The sequence below is a fragment of the Enterococcus mundtii genome, assembly GCF_003957375.1.
Lineage (GTDB): Bacteria > Bacillota > Bacilli > Lactobacillales > Enterococcaceae > Enterococcus_B > Enterococcus_B spodopteracolus.
On the sequence record NZ_CP025473.1, the window covers coordinates 2,004,329 to 2,020,665 of the forward strand.

Sequence of the window (16,337 nt, forward strand, 5' to 3'; positions counted from 1 at the left end):
AGCCCTTAGTGAATCCTATACTTCGTATGTATTAAAACTTAGGAGGAATCATTCATGCTAACAGGGTTAAACTTACTAAATGATCCATTTTTAAATAAAGGAACAGCTTTTACAAAAGAAGAACGTAAAAAATATGGGATTACCGGAATGCTTCCTAGCACAGTCCAAACATTAGAACAACAATCTGTGCAAGCATATGGCCAATACCTAAGCAAACAAACTGATTTAGAAAAACGTATTTTCTTAATGAACTTATTCAATACAAACCGCACACTTTTCTATAAATTGATGGGACAACATTTAGTAGAATTTATGCCGGTAGTATATGATCCAGTAGTTGCAGATGCAATCGAACAATACAATGAAATTTTCTTAAAACCACAAGATGCTGCATTTCTTTCGATCGATGAACCAGAATTGATCAAAGAAAGCTTGAAAAACGCCGCAGCTGGTCGTGATATTCGCTTGATCGTTGTTACAGATGCAGAAGGAATCCTTGGTATGGGTGACTGGGGAGTCAATGGCGTTGACATCGCAATTGGAAAACTAATGGTTTATACTGCAGCTGCTGGTATCAATCCAGCGCAAGTATTACCTGTATCGATCGATGCTGGTACAAACAATGAAGAGTTATTGAATAATCCGTTATATCTAGGAAACAAACACGCACGTGTCGAAGGTGAGTCTTACTATGAATTCATCGACCAATTTGTTTCATCCGCTACAGAGCTGTTTCCTGAATTATTGTTACACTGGGAAGACTTTGGTCGTGGCAATGCCGCAACGATCTTAGAAAAATATGAAGACAAAATCACAACATTCAATGATGACATCCAAGGAACAGGGATCGTCGTACTAGCTGGCGTACTTGGCGGATTGAATATTTCTGGTGAATCTTTGAAAGATCAAACGATCCTAACATTTGGAGCGGGAACGGCTGGAGTCGGCATTGCGAATATCTTATTAGATGAAATGATCCGTCAAGGTGTACCAGAAGAAGAAGCACGTAAACACTTCTATCAAGTGGATAAACAAGGACTATTGTTCGAAGATACTGAAGGCTTGACGCCTGGACAAATTCCTTTTGCACGTAAACGTTCAGAATTTGCCAATAGTGAAGAATTGACTAATTTAGAAGCTGTTGTCAAAGCAATTCACCCAACAATCATGATTGGTACATCTACTCAACCAGGAGCATTCACAGAAGAAATCGTCAAAGAAATGGCTAGCCATACACCACGACCAATCATCATGCCTTTGTCTAACCCAACAAAATTAGCAGAAGCAAAAGCAAAAGATTTGATTGAATGGACAGATGGAAAAGCATTAGTCGGAACAGGTATCCCTGCGGATGATGTGGAATACAATGGCGTGACTTATCAAATCGGACAAGCAAACAACGCATTGATGTATCCAGGATTAGGACTTGGCTTGATTGCTTCAACAGCTACTCGTGTCAACGCTGAGATCATCTCACAAGCAAGTCGTGCATTAGGTGGGATCGTTGATGTCACAAAACCAGGGGCAGCTATTTTACCACCTGTTGCAAGAATCACTGAATTCTCACAAACGATTGCTGAAACAGTCGCTCAATCTGTCGTGGATCAACAATTGAACCGTGAAGAAATCACTGACATTAAAGCAGCTGTCGAAGCAGCTAAATGGGTGCCTGAATATCAAGATTTAGAAGCTTAACTCACACTAGTCTCTTTCACAATAATTCGTTACTAAAACAGTTCTGAGCAAAACGAGACTTAAAGTAAAAATACGTATGGTAAACATCGAGGCCTTGGATCATTCGTTCATTTCAACGAATTGATCCAAGGGGTGTTTTTTGCTAAGAAATACTGGAGCGAGTTGAGGAATAGCTTTAAATTATTTTCCAACTAATAGGGAACTCCTCTTACGTTAATCAAGGAAAGGATCTGTAAGGATGTTAGATCAAGAACAAACGACTTCTACAGTCGTTAAGACAAACAAAGAAGGTTTTTGGGAAACAAAAATCAGTGGGGTCAGTTTACCTATCTATTTGATCATGGTTCTCGTTTTGATCATTGCGATGGCATTAGGTAAATTACCAACAAATATGATCGGTCCTATCGCCGTACTCGTCATTTTTGGGAATCTATTCCATTTTATCGGGACAAAAATCCCAATCGTCAAAAGTTATTTAGGTGGTGGCTCTGTTTTTGCGATCTTCGCTTCCGCAGCTATCGCAACCTTTGGTATTTTACCTGATTATGTTGTGAAATCAACTGAAAACTTTGTTAATAATATGGGCTTTTTAGACTTTTATATCGCTGCTTTGATTACCGGAAGTATTCTAGGAATGAACCGCAAATTATTGATGAAGGCTTCCGTTCGTTTTATCCCTGTTGCACTTATTTCTATGGTTGTTTCATTTTTTGCAGTTGGACTTGTGGGAATGTTGATTGGGAATGGCTTCGCTAATTCCGTATTATACATTTCTTTACCTGCCATGGCTGGTGGTGTAGGTGCTGGCGCTGTTCCACTATCAACTATTTATGCAAACGTCTTAGGAACAGATGCTTCTGCCATTATTTCACGTTTGATTCCTGCAACTGCAATGACAAACGTGCTAGCCATTATCGGAGCCGCTTTAGTGGCTCGTGCTGGACAATCCATGCCAAAATTGAATGGTAATGGGAAACTGATGGAAAAAGGCGATCTAGGTGACGGCAAACCACGCAATGTGAAACCTTCTATCCCTCAATTAGGTGTTGGTTTAATGGTCTCGATCACATTCTTTATTCTTGGGCAAATCTGTAATTTCTTTGTACCAAAAGTTCATGCTTATGCTTTCATGATCATTATTGTGGTCATCTGTAAAATCACCAATGTTCTTCCTGAATACTACGAAGATGCAGCGATCATGTTCAATAACTTGATTGTTAAAAACTTAACGGCAGCTGTTTTAGCAGGTATCGGGATTGCTTTATTGAACTTGAATGTTTTAGCTTCTGCTTTAACATGGCAATTCGTCGTACTCTGCTTAACAAGTGTCATCGTCATCTCACTTGTCTCAGCATTTGTTGGTCGTCTATTTGGACTTTATCCGATCGAATCAACGATTACAGCAGGATTATGTAACAATTCAATGGGTGGCACAGGAAATGTTGCCGTCTTATCCGCAGCAAACCGCATGGAGTTGATTGCTTTTGCTCAAATGGGCAATCGTTTAGGTGGAGCGATCGTCTTGATCATTTCCGGATTTTTGATGCAACTATTTTCTTAATTCGAATAAATGTAAAAAAACTTCTCGATCATTATTCGAGAAGTTTTTTTGTGATGACCTTCATCATTCATTTAGAAATTGTTTTTGCCATTTGGTTGAATGATAGTCGATACGTTCATAAAAACGGTGTGCTTCGTTTCGATGTTTGCCAGAGTTTAGTCGAACATCAAAGTAGCCACGTTTTTTTCCTTGCTTCTCAACACTCTCCATCAATCATCTGACAATTCCTTGATGTTGCGCTTTTGAAGAAACTGCTAATGCTAAAATATTGATCAACGTTGGACTTAACAATGTTGCATACTTTTGGGTATGGACATATCCTAATACTTTCCTCGTCCCTTCTTCCTCATAAACACCAAGACATAGATCTCTGGCTGTGCCAAGATGCATTTTAATGGCTCCGTTGTTTCCGAAAGTGGCATCTCATCCCCTAGTTCTTCCTTATTTAGCTTATTTATGGTTTCTGCATCCTCCATTCAAGCAGTTCTTACCATTTTGTTCTTCCTTTCATCTCTAAGGTTATGTACTATGCTAAGGATAGTATGATTTGTTCTATGGAAATAAACATGGTCAATTTCTTGATTAAAAGAATGATAAAAAAGAGAAACCTTGTCATTTCAAGGTTTCTCCGCTATTTTAATCCTATTCTTCTTCTTCCGCCATGAATGTATTGAAGACCTCTTCGATCATATCCCATTCAGCATCTGTTTCGATTTGTTCTAATTCGCCTTCTGTTCCGTCTTCGTTTTCAACGTAGGCATAGGCTTGTAATTCTACATCTTCATCTTCCGGTACGCCGGCTGGATAAAGCAATACGTAGTTACGACCAAATTCTTCTTGTCCATCGACTGTTAACAAGATTTCGTATAATGTTTCATTTCCTTGATCATCGACCAATGTGATATGTTCATGTCCTTCATGATCATGTGTATGATTGTGTTCTGCCATTAGAACCCCTCTTTTCATTTTTTAAAATAGTTGTTTTCCCGAACCATCTAAATAATTTTGTAAAATCATCACCGCAGCAAGCTTATCGATGACTTTTTTTCTTTTTGCTCTTGACGTATTTGCCTGTTCGACCAACATGCGTTCTGCTTGTACGGTAGTCAGTCGTTCATCTTGATAGTCGACTGGTAGAGAAAACATTTCTTTGATCTTTTCTCCATAAGCCATTGAGCTTTCTGCTCTCGGACCGATTGAATTATTCATGTTTTTCGGCAAACCTACAACAAAACGATCTACTTCGTACTGTTTGACCAGTTCTGCCAATCGTTCAAATCCAAATTCTTCTTTATCTTCATTGATACGAATGATCTCTACGCCTTGTGCAGTCCAGCCAAAAGGATCACTAACAGCGACACCTACAGTCTTTGAGCCAACATCCAAGCCCATCACTCTCATAGATTCACTCCATGATTTGAGAGATAGTCTTTGACGATCACTTCCATGATTTCATCGCGTTCATGACGACGGATCAGATTCCTTGCATCACGATAACGAGGAATGTAGGCCGGGTCTCCAGAAAGCAAGTAGCCCACAATCTGGTTGATTGGATTGTAGCCTTTTTCTTCCAAAGCCCGATAAACGATCGCTAATGTTTCGCTGACTTCTTTTTTACGACTATCATCAAAACCAAAACGTACGGTTTCATCTGTAAAACCCATGATTCTACACCTCTTTCCGCAGGGTAGTCAAATTACCCTCTACACCCTTTATTTTACTCGAAATGTGGTAAAACTACAAATAAATATTCCAACTTCGCTGGAAATATAAAAATAATAATGATTTCTTATTTGATTGTATCGATTCCAACATTTATGAGTACACTTTCTTACAGTATACGTGATATTTAATCAAAAATAAGTCTTTTCTCTGTTTTTTCAAAAAATTCACAAAATATTCAAATAACGAACGCCTATGGATCATGTTTTCTTTGCTTGCCCCGTGTGATAGTTGATCGTATAACCGTCTTGCACATTATAGATAAATACATTGAATGAGATTTGGTTATCTTCAATGCTTTGGGCTTCTAATTGAACACCTCGTGCTACTAGTTCTTCTCCTTCAAAATGTGGTGTTACCCGATAGCGAACGTGATGATTGGTTTCTTTGATGTATGCTGCAATATCGTTTTCATGTGCCAGCATATGAGGGGTATTCAACGAACGAGTCCCTGTCATCAAATTTTTGATGTTATTGTTTTGACCAGTTAGCTGAAAACCTATCAAGTGGCTTCGATTATAAAGCCATTGTCCGTCACTCAATTTTTTTTGTTTCCAACCTGTCGGATCGATATAAAGAGACTCACGTTTTTCTTTAGGAAACATCTTTTTTCCTAACATGGCATTGGCTTGACCTACACGATTCAATCGATCGATATCGGAATAACTTTCCCATGTTCCTTTTTCTAAGCTCAGTTCTTCTTTTGTAAAAGTCGGTTTATTTTGATTGATTTCGATTTCTTGGTGCATGCCGTCGTATTCTGGAACATTCGCCACTTGTGAGACTTGAGGTTTAGAATCAAATAGACCTGTCAGCTGTTGAACGAGATCAGACTCTTTTTGCGTCGTTGAAATTCCTAATGCACCTGCTAAAAGAGCAACTGCGACACCTATGATTGTTTTTGTTGTTTTTTTGTTCATGTATCTACTCCTTTATTCAGTCGAACTCCATAAATCTTAACATACGTTCCCCTTTTTTTAAATAAAGAAGTATTTAAATTCTTTCAACAATTCCTTCTTCAAAAATTATATACGCATTTTCAGTCTATTTCCTAAAATAAACAACCTAAATTTCCACGTGAAAGGAAATCTAGGTTGTTACTAAAACTTCATCACTCTATTCGATTGATCTTCTTATCAATTCTATCACCAAGTGAATACTTTTTTTGATCGGACAATTAGGCTCTCAACATCTATTCTTATTTCAAGTTTCTTTTACAAAGCTTGCTTTGTTCATTGCCTGTTCAATCATTTCGACTGTTGCTTGTGGGTCTTCTACTCCAATGATGAGACGATTGAATTCTTCATCTTTGAGTGTGATAACGACTCCGTTTTCTTTTCTTTTGAGATCATAAAAAACCTTATCTGAATCTTGGACGAATGTTCCGGCAAAATAATATCCATAGGCATCAACACCCATTCTTTTTTCGCCAAATTTCGGTGTATCTTCCCAGACATCGGCATCCACAGTTGCGCCTAATACATTGGATAATGGTGTGGATATTTCATTTTTCAATGCCCACAGTTTTCGTACGCCCTCCATACTGATAATCAATCGATCATTTTGGATTTCAACTTTAGCCATTTTCTACTTCCCCCTGTCCGTAAGATTCGCCCGATGCATGATTCGATCAGCAATGATCGTTTCAATCGAAGCCACGTTTTTCTGCTCTAAAGCAGCGATTACTTTCTGCGCGATCCTTTTTACCTCGTTGTCATCCGCCGTACGTTCTAGTAATGCAATGATTAACAAATCAATCAATAACCCATTATCAGTCACTTCATATTCAGCTATATAGTTAAAGCAAGTCGTAAATAAACCAGCTTTACTATAATAAGCAGAGTATAAACTTCCTCGAAGCAAACCAGTCGCTTTTACCAATTGACTAATCGACGTCCCTGCATACCCATTTTTGGCAAAAACTTTGGCCGATTCTAATAAAACTTTCTCTTCATTAAATTCTCTCGTTCTTCCCATAACTTGATTATGCCATATTATTGAACGATTGGTCAATAATTAACTAGAAAGCTTGATTTATTTAAAATGTTGATTGAACACTTGGATCTTATTTTACCTTTCACTGCTTATTTTTGAGATTCAAGTTTTCTTTTTCTACGTTTTCCAATTTGTTTGTAGTAAAATAAATACAAGAAAACAACTATTGGAGAAAATGCCATGCCAGAAAAAGATTTAGATTTATTGCTTAATACCTGTTTATTGGCGGGAAAAATAATGACGGAAAGTAATGCAGAGATGTACCGTGTAGAAGATACGATGAGTCGGATCGCTTCTGCTTCTGGAAATTATCGCTTAGTTAGCTACGTGACCCAAACAGGACTATTTATCGGATTTGATCGGACTTCGACGATCCGCATGGAACAAATCACCAATCGAACGATCAATTTAGAAAGAGTAGTCAAGGTCAATAACCTTTCAAGAAAATATGTTGCCAATGAATTGACTTTGGAAGAACTATATAGCGCATTACAAGAAGTTGAGAAAGACCGCCGGATGTTCCCAGTATGGCTACAAATCATCAGCGCTGCTATCATTAGCGGAACGATCATGATTTTATTTGGTGGCGAATTGAAAGATTTACCGATCACATTGTCGATTGGGGGAGTGGGCTACATTGTTTATCTGTGCAGTTTACGTTTTTTTAGAATCAAGTTTTTAGCTGAATTCCTTTCCTCTTTGATTATCGGCATAGCCGCTATTTTAAGTGTGCGTTTAGGAATCGGTCTCAATCAGGATTTGATCATCATTGGTTGTGTTATGCCGTTGGTTCCTGGTGTTCAAATCACCAACGCGATTCGTGATCTATTAGCGGGGCACTACGTTTCTGGTGTTTCTCGTGGAGCAGAAGCGATGATGACTGCGGCGATGATTGGTTTTGCAATCGCCTTTATCTTTCAAATCTTCTACTAAGAAAGGAATTTATCCATGTGGCATGTATTGATTCAATTTTCTTTTAGCTTTTTAGCAACCGCTGCCTTTGCAATCATCACTAATGTGCCAAGGAAAGCCTTAGTTTGGTGTGGTTTAGCTGGTGCCGTAGGTTGGATGATCTATTGGTTGTGTCTAGCTATGGGTGGCGGTGCAGCTTTAGGTTCATTACTAGGTTCATTAGGCGTTGCGTTTGCTAGTGATCTTTTTTCTAAACAACTAAAAATGCCCGTCACGATTTTCAATATCCCCGGTATGGTACCATTGGTTCCTGGAGGATTAGCCTATCAAGCTGTTCGCAGTTTAGTTACAGGTGCTTATCAAGATGCGGCATTTTTCACTGTTCAAGCGATCATGATCGCTGGAGCGATTGCCTTAGGTCTAGTAATATCAGAAGTATTCAACCACAATATCCGTAGTTTTAAACTGAAACGTGAAGCGATTGTATTGAAGAGAAGAAAGAAAAAATGAGCGTTTCTCGCTTTGATCTTTTTTGTACAGAGCAATCATACTGTGGGATTCTTGTAACCTTTAATGAAAAAAGTGATAAGAGATGAAACTCGTAAGAATTTCATCTCTTATCACTTTTTTGTTTATATTGTACATGACTACAACTTTATTTCGTTCATTTAAAATGCCCGATACACATATTGATTTTCAGGAGCAGTGATTTTTTCTACTTTCGTCACTACGACTGAAGGAATCTCTCGCTTGAAAGGTTGATAAAAATCGGTTTGGATCGTCCCTTCGACTTTGTACCAGTCATCATTTTTCACAGTCATTCCTTCTGGCAGATGCGTCAACAAACCAAAGACGCCTGAATCAGCAACACAGTGGATGATCCCAAATCGAAAGAGAAAGGTATCAGTAGCCTTGTCATTTTTCGACTGATAGACAAAACCTTCATAAGAGACTTTCTTACCAATGAATTCGCTTGGATAGTTGTAGATCAATTCCATGATCTCTAAATAATTATCGTCTGTGATCGCAATCATTTGTTCATCTTCGTATTTATCTTTTAACTCATTCATTTGATCTTGATAGTCAGATTTATTGAAATAAATACTCGTATCTGGTTTCAAATATTGCGTTTGCACTTGTGGATCACCGACAGATTCTTTGCTTAATGGAAAGTTGAACCCTTTCGCTTCCACGATCGTTGTGTTTAAACTAACCGTCGGAAACAGTGTTCCTACAACGATCGGCAAGGCTAATAAGAGATAAGCAATCCAACGCTGATACGGTTTTGATAATCCGTGATCATGAGAATCATGGGACTCATGGACTCCTTTTTGTCCATCTGCTTTTACCCAAAGATACAACTGAACTAAGGCTAGTAAGGCAGATAAGACCATGGATAATACTGCCAAATAACGATAATGGACATTGATGTATTGATCTAAACGCCCTGAGACTTGAAGATACATCATCATTTCAAAATAACCGGATAAAATCAAAAATCGCAGCATGTTTCTCCTCCTAAATAAATAGTGTAAAGCCGATAACACTTAAGGCGATCAGCCCGATCAATGAAACGATGAAGCGTGTGTTGAAATAACGTTTCATCATCAATAGGTTTTTGATATCCACCATTGGTCCAAAAACTAAGAAAGCAACCACCGGTGCTGTTCCAAAAAGACTCAACAAAGAGGAGCCAATAAACGCATCCGCTTCGGAACAAAGAGACATCGTGAATGCCAATACTAGCATGATCAAAATGGCTAATAGCTTTGTCGAACCTAACGTCAACATCACTCTCGTAGGTAAATAGGTTTGCATCCCTGCAGCAATCCCCCCCCAATGATCAAATATCGGCCCGTATCGAAGAACTCATCGATGGAGTGAGTCAAGACATGGATGATTCGATGTCCCCATTTCTGTGGTGCGATTGCTTCCTCATGCTCATGTATATGGGAGCTAGGCTCAACCATCGCTGAATCAAATGAAGACTTCAAGATTCTGCCTTTTTGGATATAGGCCAACCAGACACCTACGATCAGTGCGACAATAAAACTCCCTAACATACGCAGCCCCGCCATTTTCCAAGTATTGCCAAATGCAATAAAAGTTGAAAAGATCACGACTGGATTAATGATTGGCGCAGTGAGCATAAATGCAAATGCGGTGTGTACAGGAACCCCTTTTTTTACAAACTGATGAACGATCGGAACGATCCCACATTCACATGAAGGAAAGAAAAAACCTAGAATAGACCCAACAATAATCGATAAAAAACGATTTTTAGGTAACCATCGTTTGACACGTTCGGGGTCAAAAATACTTGTAAAGCACCTGAGATGATACATCCCAATAAAACAAACGGCAAGGCTTCGATAACGATCGATAAAAAAATCGTTCCCATCTGCAATACCGAATTTGGAATAAACGAAAACATATAATTTCTCCTTGTCATTTGAACTTCATTCGCCCATCAATATACGCTTTTCTTCAATAAAATACAAGAAAGCTTAAATTTTTTTCATAAGTTTAAGAAATCAAAAAAAGCTTTTTTATTGACATCTCCGTCATATAGATTTACTTTTAGCACAGCTAAGATGAAGATTCAGGTAAAAAATAAGAGAGTCATTTGCCTTTTTTCTATCTGTATACGACTGAATACTTTTTCACCATCGAATTAGCGATGTGCTAGAAGCAACCTTAAGGAGTTATCACCATGAAAGAAACCCATGATTTAACTGAAGTCTTAAAAACTATCCAAGAAGAACCGACTGTCGTGATTGCGATTTCTACACCCCATTGTAGTGTTTGTCATGCAGTAGTGCCAAAATTGGAACAATTATTAACTCATTATACTTTCCCAGCGTATCATTTAGATGCCTTCGAGGTGCCGGAAGTAGCTGGCACCTTCCAAGCATATACTGCCCCAGTGATCTTACTCTTCCATTTCGGGAAAGAAGTCGGGCGACAAGCCCGCTTTATTCAGTTTGAACAACTGACAAAGCGATTGGATCAATTGAATGAATCAAGTGATCCAATCAGCTACGATACTTTATTTAATCAATAGAAAAAAATCGACAAGTCATTTTCCACAAACGAATGACTTGTCGATTTTTTTAGTTAAACTCCCGTAAAATAACGAGCGGTGATTGAGTGTTCACAAGTTCCGATTTTTGCTGGTGTTCCTTCATAAAGGATCTCGCCACCACGAATGCCCCCATCGATCCCTACATCGATCAACCAATCTGCCGCCTTCATGATTTCCAGATTATGTTCAATGACGATGACCGTATTTCCTTTATTGACCAACCGTTCAATGATTGCCAAGATACTTTTGATGTCTGCCATGTGTAAACCGGTTGTTGGTTCGTCCATAATGTAGATATTGCCTTTTTTACTTAATTCTTTCGCCAGTTTCAACCGTTGACATTCTCCTCCTGACAATGTATTTAACGGTTGTCCCAACGTCATATATCCTAGCCCTACTTCTAAAATTTGTTTCAGTTTTCGTTGAATCGATCTTTCTTCAAAAAATGCCATCGCTTCAGTCACACTCATCGCTAGTACTTCATCGATCGATTTCTCTTTTAATTTGTATTGATAAACTTCTTCTTTGAATCGTTTACCGCCACAGGCTTGGCAAAGAACCTCTACAGAATCCATAAAAGATAATTCCATTTTGATATGACCATGTCCTTTACAAATTTCACATGCCCCTTCTGAATTATAAGAGAACAGTCCGGCAGAAACATTATTTTCCAACGAGAAGACCTTGCGGATATCGTTCATGATCCCTGAATAAGTCGCTGGGTTGGAACGAATATTCCCTGCAACAGCTGACTGATCGATATTGATTGCTTCCGGATACTCTTTCGCAAACACGCTGTTCACTAAACTGCTCTTTCCTGAACCAGCTACTCCGGTAACTACTGTAAAAACACCTAATGGTACTCTGAGAGAAGTATTTTTAAGATTATGCAATGTCGATTTTGAGGTTTCAATAAACCTATCTGTTTTTCTTGGTTCCTGTTTGAAATCTATCATTTGTCCAAAAGCTTTTCCTGTCAATGTATCTGAAGACAGTAACCCCTCATAACTACCTTCATAGGTGATATACCCACCATTTTTTCCTGCTTTGGGTCCAACGTCAATGATATGATCTGCTACTTTGATAACATCTGGATCATGTTCGACAACAATGACCGTGTTTCCTTTATCACGCAATTTGATCAATAGTTCATTTAACCGATGAACATCTCGTGGATGCAACCCAATACTAGGCTCATCGAAGATATAAATGACGTCATTTAAACTAGAAGATAAGTGCCTGACCATTTTCACTCGTTGGCTTTCTCCTCCAGATAAAGTCGCTGTCTCGCGATCTAAGGAAACGTAATCCAACCCAATATTGATCAGATCTTGTAGTCGTGATTGGAGATTTCTCAACACTGGTTGGATCATTTCATCTGTGATCCCCGGTAAGATTTCTAATAGTTCATCCAGTTGCATCGCTAAGAAATCTGCGATTGAATATCCGTTGATCTTGCAGCCCAAAACCTTTTGATTGAATCGTTTTCCCTGACATTCTGGACACCTTTGTTCATCCATGAACGCTACGATTTTTTTCTGGGTCGCGGCAGAGCTCTCATTGCCCCTTTGATATTGGAACGATTGAAACGTGCCACTAATCCCTCATAGGTCGAACTCATCCCTTCCATATACAACGAATCGATTTTTTCTCCTGAAGCATACAAGAACTTTTCCATTTCTTCTGTTGAATAGTCCTTTAATGGCTTATCATTGTCAAAAAAACCTGTGTTCGTGAAAGACTTCAATAACCAAGATCCTGCTTTGTAGCCTGGAAGTAAAATCGCTCCTTCATTCAACGATTTTTCTAAATCTAACGCTTTGTCTAGATTCAATCCAACGATCCGACCAATCCCTTCACACGCTGGACACATGCCGTGAGGATCATTGAATGAGAAATTCCAGGCGGGGCCTAAATGGGGAGTGCCAATACGAGAGAAAAGCAAGCGGATCAGTGGATTGATATCTGTGATCGTTCCTAGTGTTGAACGCGAATTTCCACCTAAACGGCTTTGATCTACAACGACTGCCATAGATAAATTGTCGATGGCATCTGCTTCTGGCTGACTATACTTCGGTAAGAAATTCTGCACAAATTTAGAGAAATTTTCATTGAGCTGTCTTCCCGCTTCTTGGGCAATCGTATCAAAAACGATGGAAGATTTTCCCGAACCGGAGACACCTGTAAAAATCGTGATCTTTCTTTTTGGGATTTGTAAATCAAACCCTTTTAGATTATTTTGTCTGGCATTATGTATCTTGATATATTCCTGCATTACTGATCCTCCCGTGTTCCCTCGATTTTTTTGGTGAAGTATTATTATAACACAGAAACTATGTATCACTATAATAAATATCGAAGCTTTCAGTTATTTATCTATCAGTCTCCTAATTGAATAGACGCCAACGAAGAAAAACGTTTCTTACTTTAATCCATTTCTAAAAAAGATCATAAAAAAACAAACTATTTTTTCTGGTGAACAGAAAAATAGTTTGTCATTGAACGTTTAACTCTTCTTTATTTCCGGTTATTCGTTGTCGTCATGCTCGTGCAAGGATGCATCGGAATGCAAGAAGTAGATCAACGTTTGTAACTCGTTCGTCAAATCGACATTTTGGATCAATACTTCGGATGGTGCATTTAGCCGAGCAGATGTAAAGTTTAATATCCCTTTGACACCAGCTTCTGTCAAACGATTCACGACTTCTTGTGCTTTTTCGGCAGGTATCGTTAAGATTGCCACTTCGATTTGTTGGATCTTGATTTGTTCGATCATGTCATCCATTGGATAAACAGGGATACCATCAACGATCCGACCCACGATTTCTGGGTTCACATCAAAAGCGCAGCTAACACGGATACTATTACTTTGGTGAAACTTATATTTCAACAAGGCACTTCCTAGATTACCGACCCGATCAATGCAACGTTCGTTAATTGGTCATCATTCAAGGTTTTTGCAAAGAAATGCATCAAGTCCTCTACATCATAACCGTAACCACGTTTTCCTAGTTCGCCGAAATAGGAAAAATCACGACGGATCGTCGCACTATCTACTTGGACTGCTTCACTTAGTTCAGTTGATGAAACTTTTTTCTTACCTGCATTATTCAAGATTCTTAAATAACGATAATATAAAGGCAGGCGTTTTGCGGTTGCCTTTGGAATTACATGGTCTTTCACTTCATTACCTCCACTGTATTTCTTCTCGATTTATACATCATATCAGTACTTACACAAAAAAATCAATTTCGTTGCTTGTATATTGTGAATTTTTATTCTTATTCTCATTTTCCTAGCTTCTCAGAACCTCGCAGTAACTATGAATTTGTGGTAGACTACAATAGAAAAAGTCCATGAAATTCTAGGATAATTCACAAAGTAGAAAAGAGGATTCGATGATACTATTACAAGCCAATCAAATCGCTCGCCATTTTGGCGCTGAGATTTTATTTGAAAATATCCACTTAGAGATCCAAACGGGCGCACGTATCGCTTTAGTTGGACGTAACGGCGCCGGTAAATCGACATTATTAAAAATCATTGCTGGCATTGAAGCGCCTGATTTAGGTAATATCGCAAAAAATAAAACAGCTACCCTTGGTTATTTGGCCCAAGATACAGGATTAGATTCAACTGAAACCGTCTGGAATGAGATGCTAAAAGCATTTGAAGAGGTACGCTTGATGGAACAGCGGATGCGTGACCTTGAAGTATTTATCAGTGAAGGCACCCCTGACACGCCGGCTTATCAAGCCTTATTGAAAGAATATGATAAATTGCAGCATGATTTTTCTGATAAGAACGGTTATAGTTATGAAAATGAAATTCGCTCTGTATTACATGGATTCAAATTTGATCCATCGTTTTACGAACAAAGAATCGATACGTTATCTGGTGGTCAAAAAACAAGATTAGCTTTAGCGAGGATGCTTTTACAACATCCAGATATCTTGATCCTGGATGAGCCAACGAACCACTTGGACATCGAAACCCTTGCTTGGTTGGAAAACTATTTGCAAAGTTATACCGGTGCCCTTCTAATTGTCTCCCATGACCGTTATTTCTTGGATAAAGTGGCGACTGAGGTATATGAACTAAGTCGGAAAAAGATGCGTCACTATAAAGGAAATTATTCCAGATATTTAGATATGAAAGCTGAACAATTAGCTTCTGATTGGAAAGCCTATGAAAAACAACAAACAGAAATCAATAAACTCGAAGATTTTGTTGCCAGAAATCTTGTCCGTGCGTCAACGACAAAGCGTGCCCAAAGCCGTCGAAAGGCACTAGAAAAAATGGAACGTTTAGACCGTCCACAAGGAGATGAGAAACAAGCACATTTTCTCTTCAATGTGGCGAAACCTTCGGGAAATGTTGTGTTACAAGTAGAAGATGCCGCTATTGGCTATGACGGCACCATCTTATCTGAACCAATCAACTTGGATATCCGTCGTCAAGAAGCAATCGCTTTAGTGGGACCAAATGGAATCGGCAAATCCACTTTACTAAAATCGATTATTCAACAGCTGCCTTTCATCCGCGGAAAAGAAACACTTGGTACGAATGTCAGCATTGGTTATTACGACCAAGGACAAGCGGAGCTCCACACCAATAAAACGATTCTAGCTGAATTGTGGGATGAACATCCAACCGTTCCAGAAAAAGATATCCGTTCGATTTTAGGCGCTTTTTTGTTTTCTGGTGAAGACGTTGAAAAAACGATTCCCTTGTTAAGTGGTGGAGAGAAGGCGCGTGTCGCGTTAGCTAAGCTAGCAATGAATCAAGAGAACTTTTTGATTTTAGATGAGCCCACCAACCACTTAGATATCGACAATAAAGAAGTGTTGGAAAATGCATTGATCGACTATGAAGGAACATTGCTCTTTGTCTCCCATGACCGCTACTTCATCAATCGTATCGCCACTAAAGTCATTGAACTCTCAGAAAACGGAAGCAAAGTCTACTTGGGGGACTATGATTATTATTTAGAAAAGAAAAAAGAAGAAGAAGAAATTGCGGAACTGTTAGCAGCTGAACAACCTGAAATCAGCACGATTTCAACCAACAAGTCCACTTACTTACAAAGCAAAGAACAACAAAAAATGATGCGGAGCTTGCAACGTAAAATCACGCAAATCGAAGAAGATATGGCTCAACTAGAAGAAACAGTGGAAGAACTCGAACAACAGATGGTCTCTCCTGCTGTATTAGATGATCATGTCAAATTGAATGAATTAAATCAAGCGCTTGATGAAGCACATCAACTACAAGAAGAAAAGTTGTCTGAATGGGAAAACTTGAGTCTTGAGTTAGAAGAAATCGAAAATAATCAATAGACTCGCTCCTGTCACCCTTTTAAACAAA

At 38.7% G+C, this 16,337-nt stretch carries 15 protein-coding genes and 3 pseudogenes; 6 read left to right on the forward strand and 12 right to left on the reverse strand.

Going from position 1 to position 16,337, the window contains the following annotated elements; genetic code table 11:
- Window positions 1-54 precede the first annotated feature (54 nt).
- A complete protein-coding gene (locus CYK55_RS09750) occupies window positions 55-1,695 on the forward strand; it encodes a malolactic enzyme (RefSeq protein WP_034687550.1) in 1,641 nt (546 codons plus the stop codon).
- A gap of 238 nt (window positions 1,696-1,933) precedes the next feature.
- Complete coding sequence (locus tag CYK55_RS09755; RefSeq protein WP_126134248.1) at window positions 1,934-3,256, forward strand: 2-hydroxycarboxylate transporter family protein; 1,323 nt, start codon at window positions 1,934-1,936, stop codon at window positions 3,254-3,256.
- A gap of 63 nt (window positions 3,257-3,319) precedes the next feature.
- Here CYK55_RS09755 and CYK55_RS13505 read toward each other — a convergent pair whose 3' ends face one another.
- The 8 genes from CYK55_RS13505 to CYK55_RS09785 form a co-directional block, all read right to left on the reverse strand.
- The gene (locus CYK55_RS13505) at window positions 3,320-3,469 is read right to left on the reverse strand and encodes a hypothetical protein (protein WP_164546245.1); all 150 of its coding nucleotides are present in this window, start codon (window positions 3,467-3,469) and stop codon (window positions 3,320-3,322) included.
- Complete coding sequence (locus CYK55_RS13510; RefSeq protein ID WP_164546246.1) at window positions 3,470-3,646, reverse strand: hypothetical protein; 177 nt, start codon at window positions 3,644-3,646, stop codon at window positions 3,470-3,472.
- Window positions 3,647-3,898: 252 nt separating this feature from the next.
- Window positions 3,899-4,204 carry a DUF1292 domain-containing protein gene (locus CYK55_RS09760; protein ID WP_010734809.1) on the reverse strand — a complete coding sequence of 102 codons (306 nt, stop codon included), beginning with the start codon at window positions 4,202-4,204 and terminating at the stop codon, window positions 3,899-3,901.
- A 21-nt stretch (window positions 4,205-4,225) separates the two neighbouring features.
- Window positions 4,226-4,657, reverse strand: a complete 432-nt coding sequence (ruvX, locus tag CYK55_RS09765; protein ID WP_034690801.1) for a Holliday junction resolvase RuvX — start codon at window positions 4,655-4,657, stop codon at window positions 4,226-4,228.
- Window positions 4,654-4,920 (reverse strand): IreB family regulatory phosphoprotein, encoded by a 267-nt coding sequence (locus CYK55_RS09770; RefSeq protein ID WP_002290885.1) that lies wholly within the window; start codon window positions 4,918-4,920, stop codon window positions 4,654-4,656. The genes ruvX and CYK55_RS09770 overlap by 4 nt, the downstream gene beginning before the upstream one ends.
- 258 nt (window positions 4,921-5,178) lie before the next feature.
- The gene (locus CYK55_RS09775) at window positions 5,179-5,898 is read right to left on the reverse strand and encodes a DNA/RNA non-specific endonuclease (RefSeq protein ID WP_126134249.1); all 720 of its coding nucleotides are present in this window, start codon (window positions 5,896-5,898) and stop codon (window positions 5,179-5,181) included.
- 283 nt (window positions 5,899-6,181) lie between these two features.
- Window positions 6,182-6,562: a hypothetical protein gene (locus CYK55_RS09780; RefSeq protein ID WP_126134250.1), complete on the reverse strand. Its 381-nt coding sequence runs from the start codon at window positions 6,560-6,562 to the stop codon at window positions 6,182-6,184.
- Window positions 6,563-6,565: 3 nt separating this feature from the next.
- Entirely contained in the window at window positions 6,566-6,955 is a 390-nt protein-coding gene (locus CYK55_RS09785) for a TetR/AcrR family transcriptional regulator (RefSeq protein ID WP_034690806.1), read from the reverse strand.
- A gap of 198 nt (window positions 6,956-7,153) precedes the next feature.
- Here CYK55_RS09785 and CYK55_RS09790 point away from each other — a divergent pair, with 198 nt between their 5' ends.
- Complete coding sequence (locus tag CYK55_RS09790; RefSeq protein ID WP_126134251.1) at window positions 7,154-7,906, forward strand: threonine/serine exporter family protein; 753 nt, start codon at window positions 7,154-7,156, stop codon at window positions 7,904-7,906.
- Window positions 7,907-7,921: 15 nt separating this feature from the next.
- Window positions 7,922-8,395, forward strand: a complete 474-nt coding sequence (locus tag CYK55_RS09795; RefSeq protein ID WP_010734803.1) for a threonine/serine exporter family protein — start codon at window positions 7,922-7,924, stop codon at window positions 8,393-8,395.
- A gap of 158 nt (window positions 8,396-8,553) precedes the next feature.
- Here CYK55_RS09795 and CYK55_RS09800 read toward each other — a convergent pair whose 3' ends face one another.
- Window positions 8,554-9,393 carry a TIGR03943 family putative permease subunit gene (locus CYK55_RS09800; protein WP_034690814.1) on the reverse strand — a complete coding sequence of 280 codons (840 nt, stop codon included), beginning with the start codon at window positions 9,391-9,393 and terminating at the stop codon, window positions 8,554-8,556.
- A 10-nt stretch (window positions 9,394-9,403) separates the two neighbouring features.
- Window positions 9,404-10,319 (reverse strand): annotated as a pseudogene (locus CYK55_RS09805) (permease).
- Window positions 10,320-10,598: 279 nt separating this feature from the next.
- Between CYK55_RS09805 and CYK55_RS09810 the strand changes: the two are divergent.
- Window positions 10,599-10,949 (forward strand): thioredoxin family protein, encoded by a 351-nt coding sequence (locus CYK55_RS09810; protein WP_126134252.1) that lies wholly within the window; start codon window positions 10,599-10,601, stop codon window positions 10,947-10,949.
- 53 nt (window positions 10,950-11,002) lie between these two features.
- Here CYK55_RS09810 and CYK55_RS09815 read toward each other — a convergent pair.
- Both CYK55_RS09815 and CYK55_RS09820 read right to left on the reverse strand, forming a co-directional pair.
- Window positions 11,003-13,245, reverse strand: a pseudogene (locus CYK55_RS09815) (ATP-binding cassette domain-containing protein).
- 252 nt (window positions 13,246-13,497) lie between these two features.
- A pseudogene (locus tag CYK55_RS09820) lies at window positions 13,498-14,153 on the reverse strand (redox-sensing transcriptional repressor Rex).
- Window positions 14,154-14,368: 215 nt separating this feature from the next.
- Between CYK55_RS09820 and CYK55_RS09825 the strand changes: the two are divergent.
- On the forward strand, window positions 14,369-16,309 hold the full coding sequence (locus tag CYK55_RS09825; protein ID WP_126134253.1) for an ABC-F family ATP-binding cassette domain-containing protein: 1,941 nt from the start codon (window positions 14,369-14,371) through the stop codon (window positions 16,307-16,309).
- Window positions 16,310-16,337: the final 28 nt, after the last annotated feature.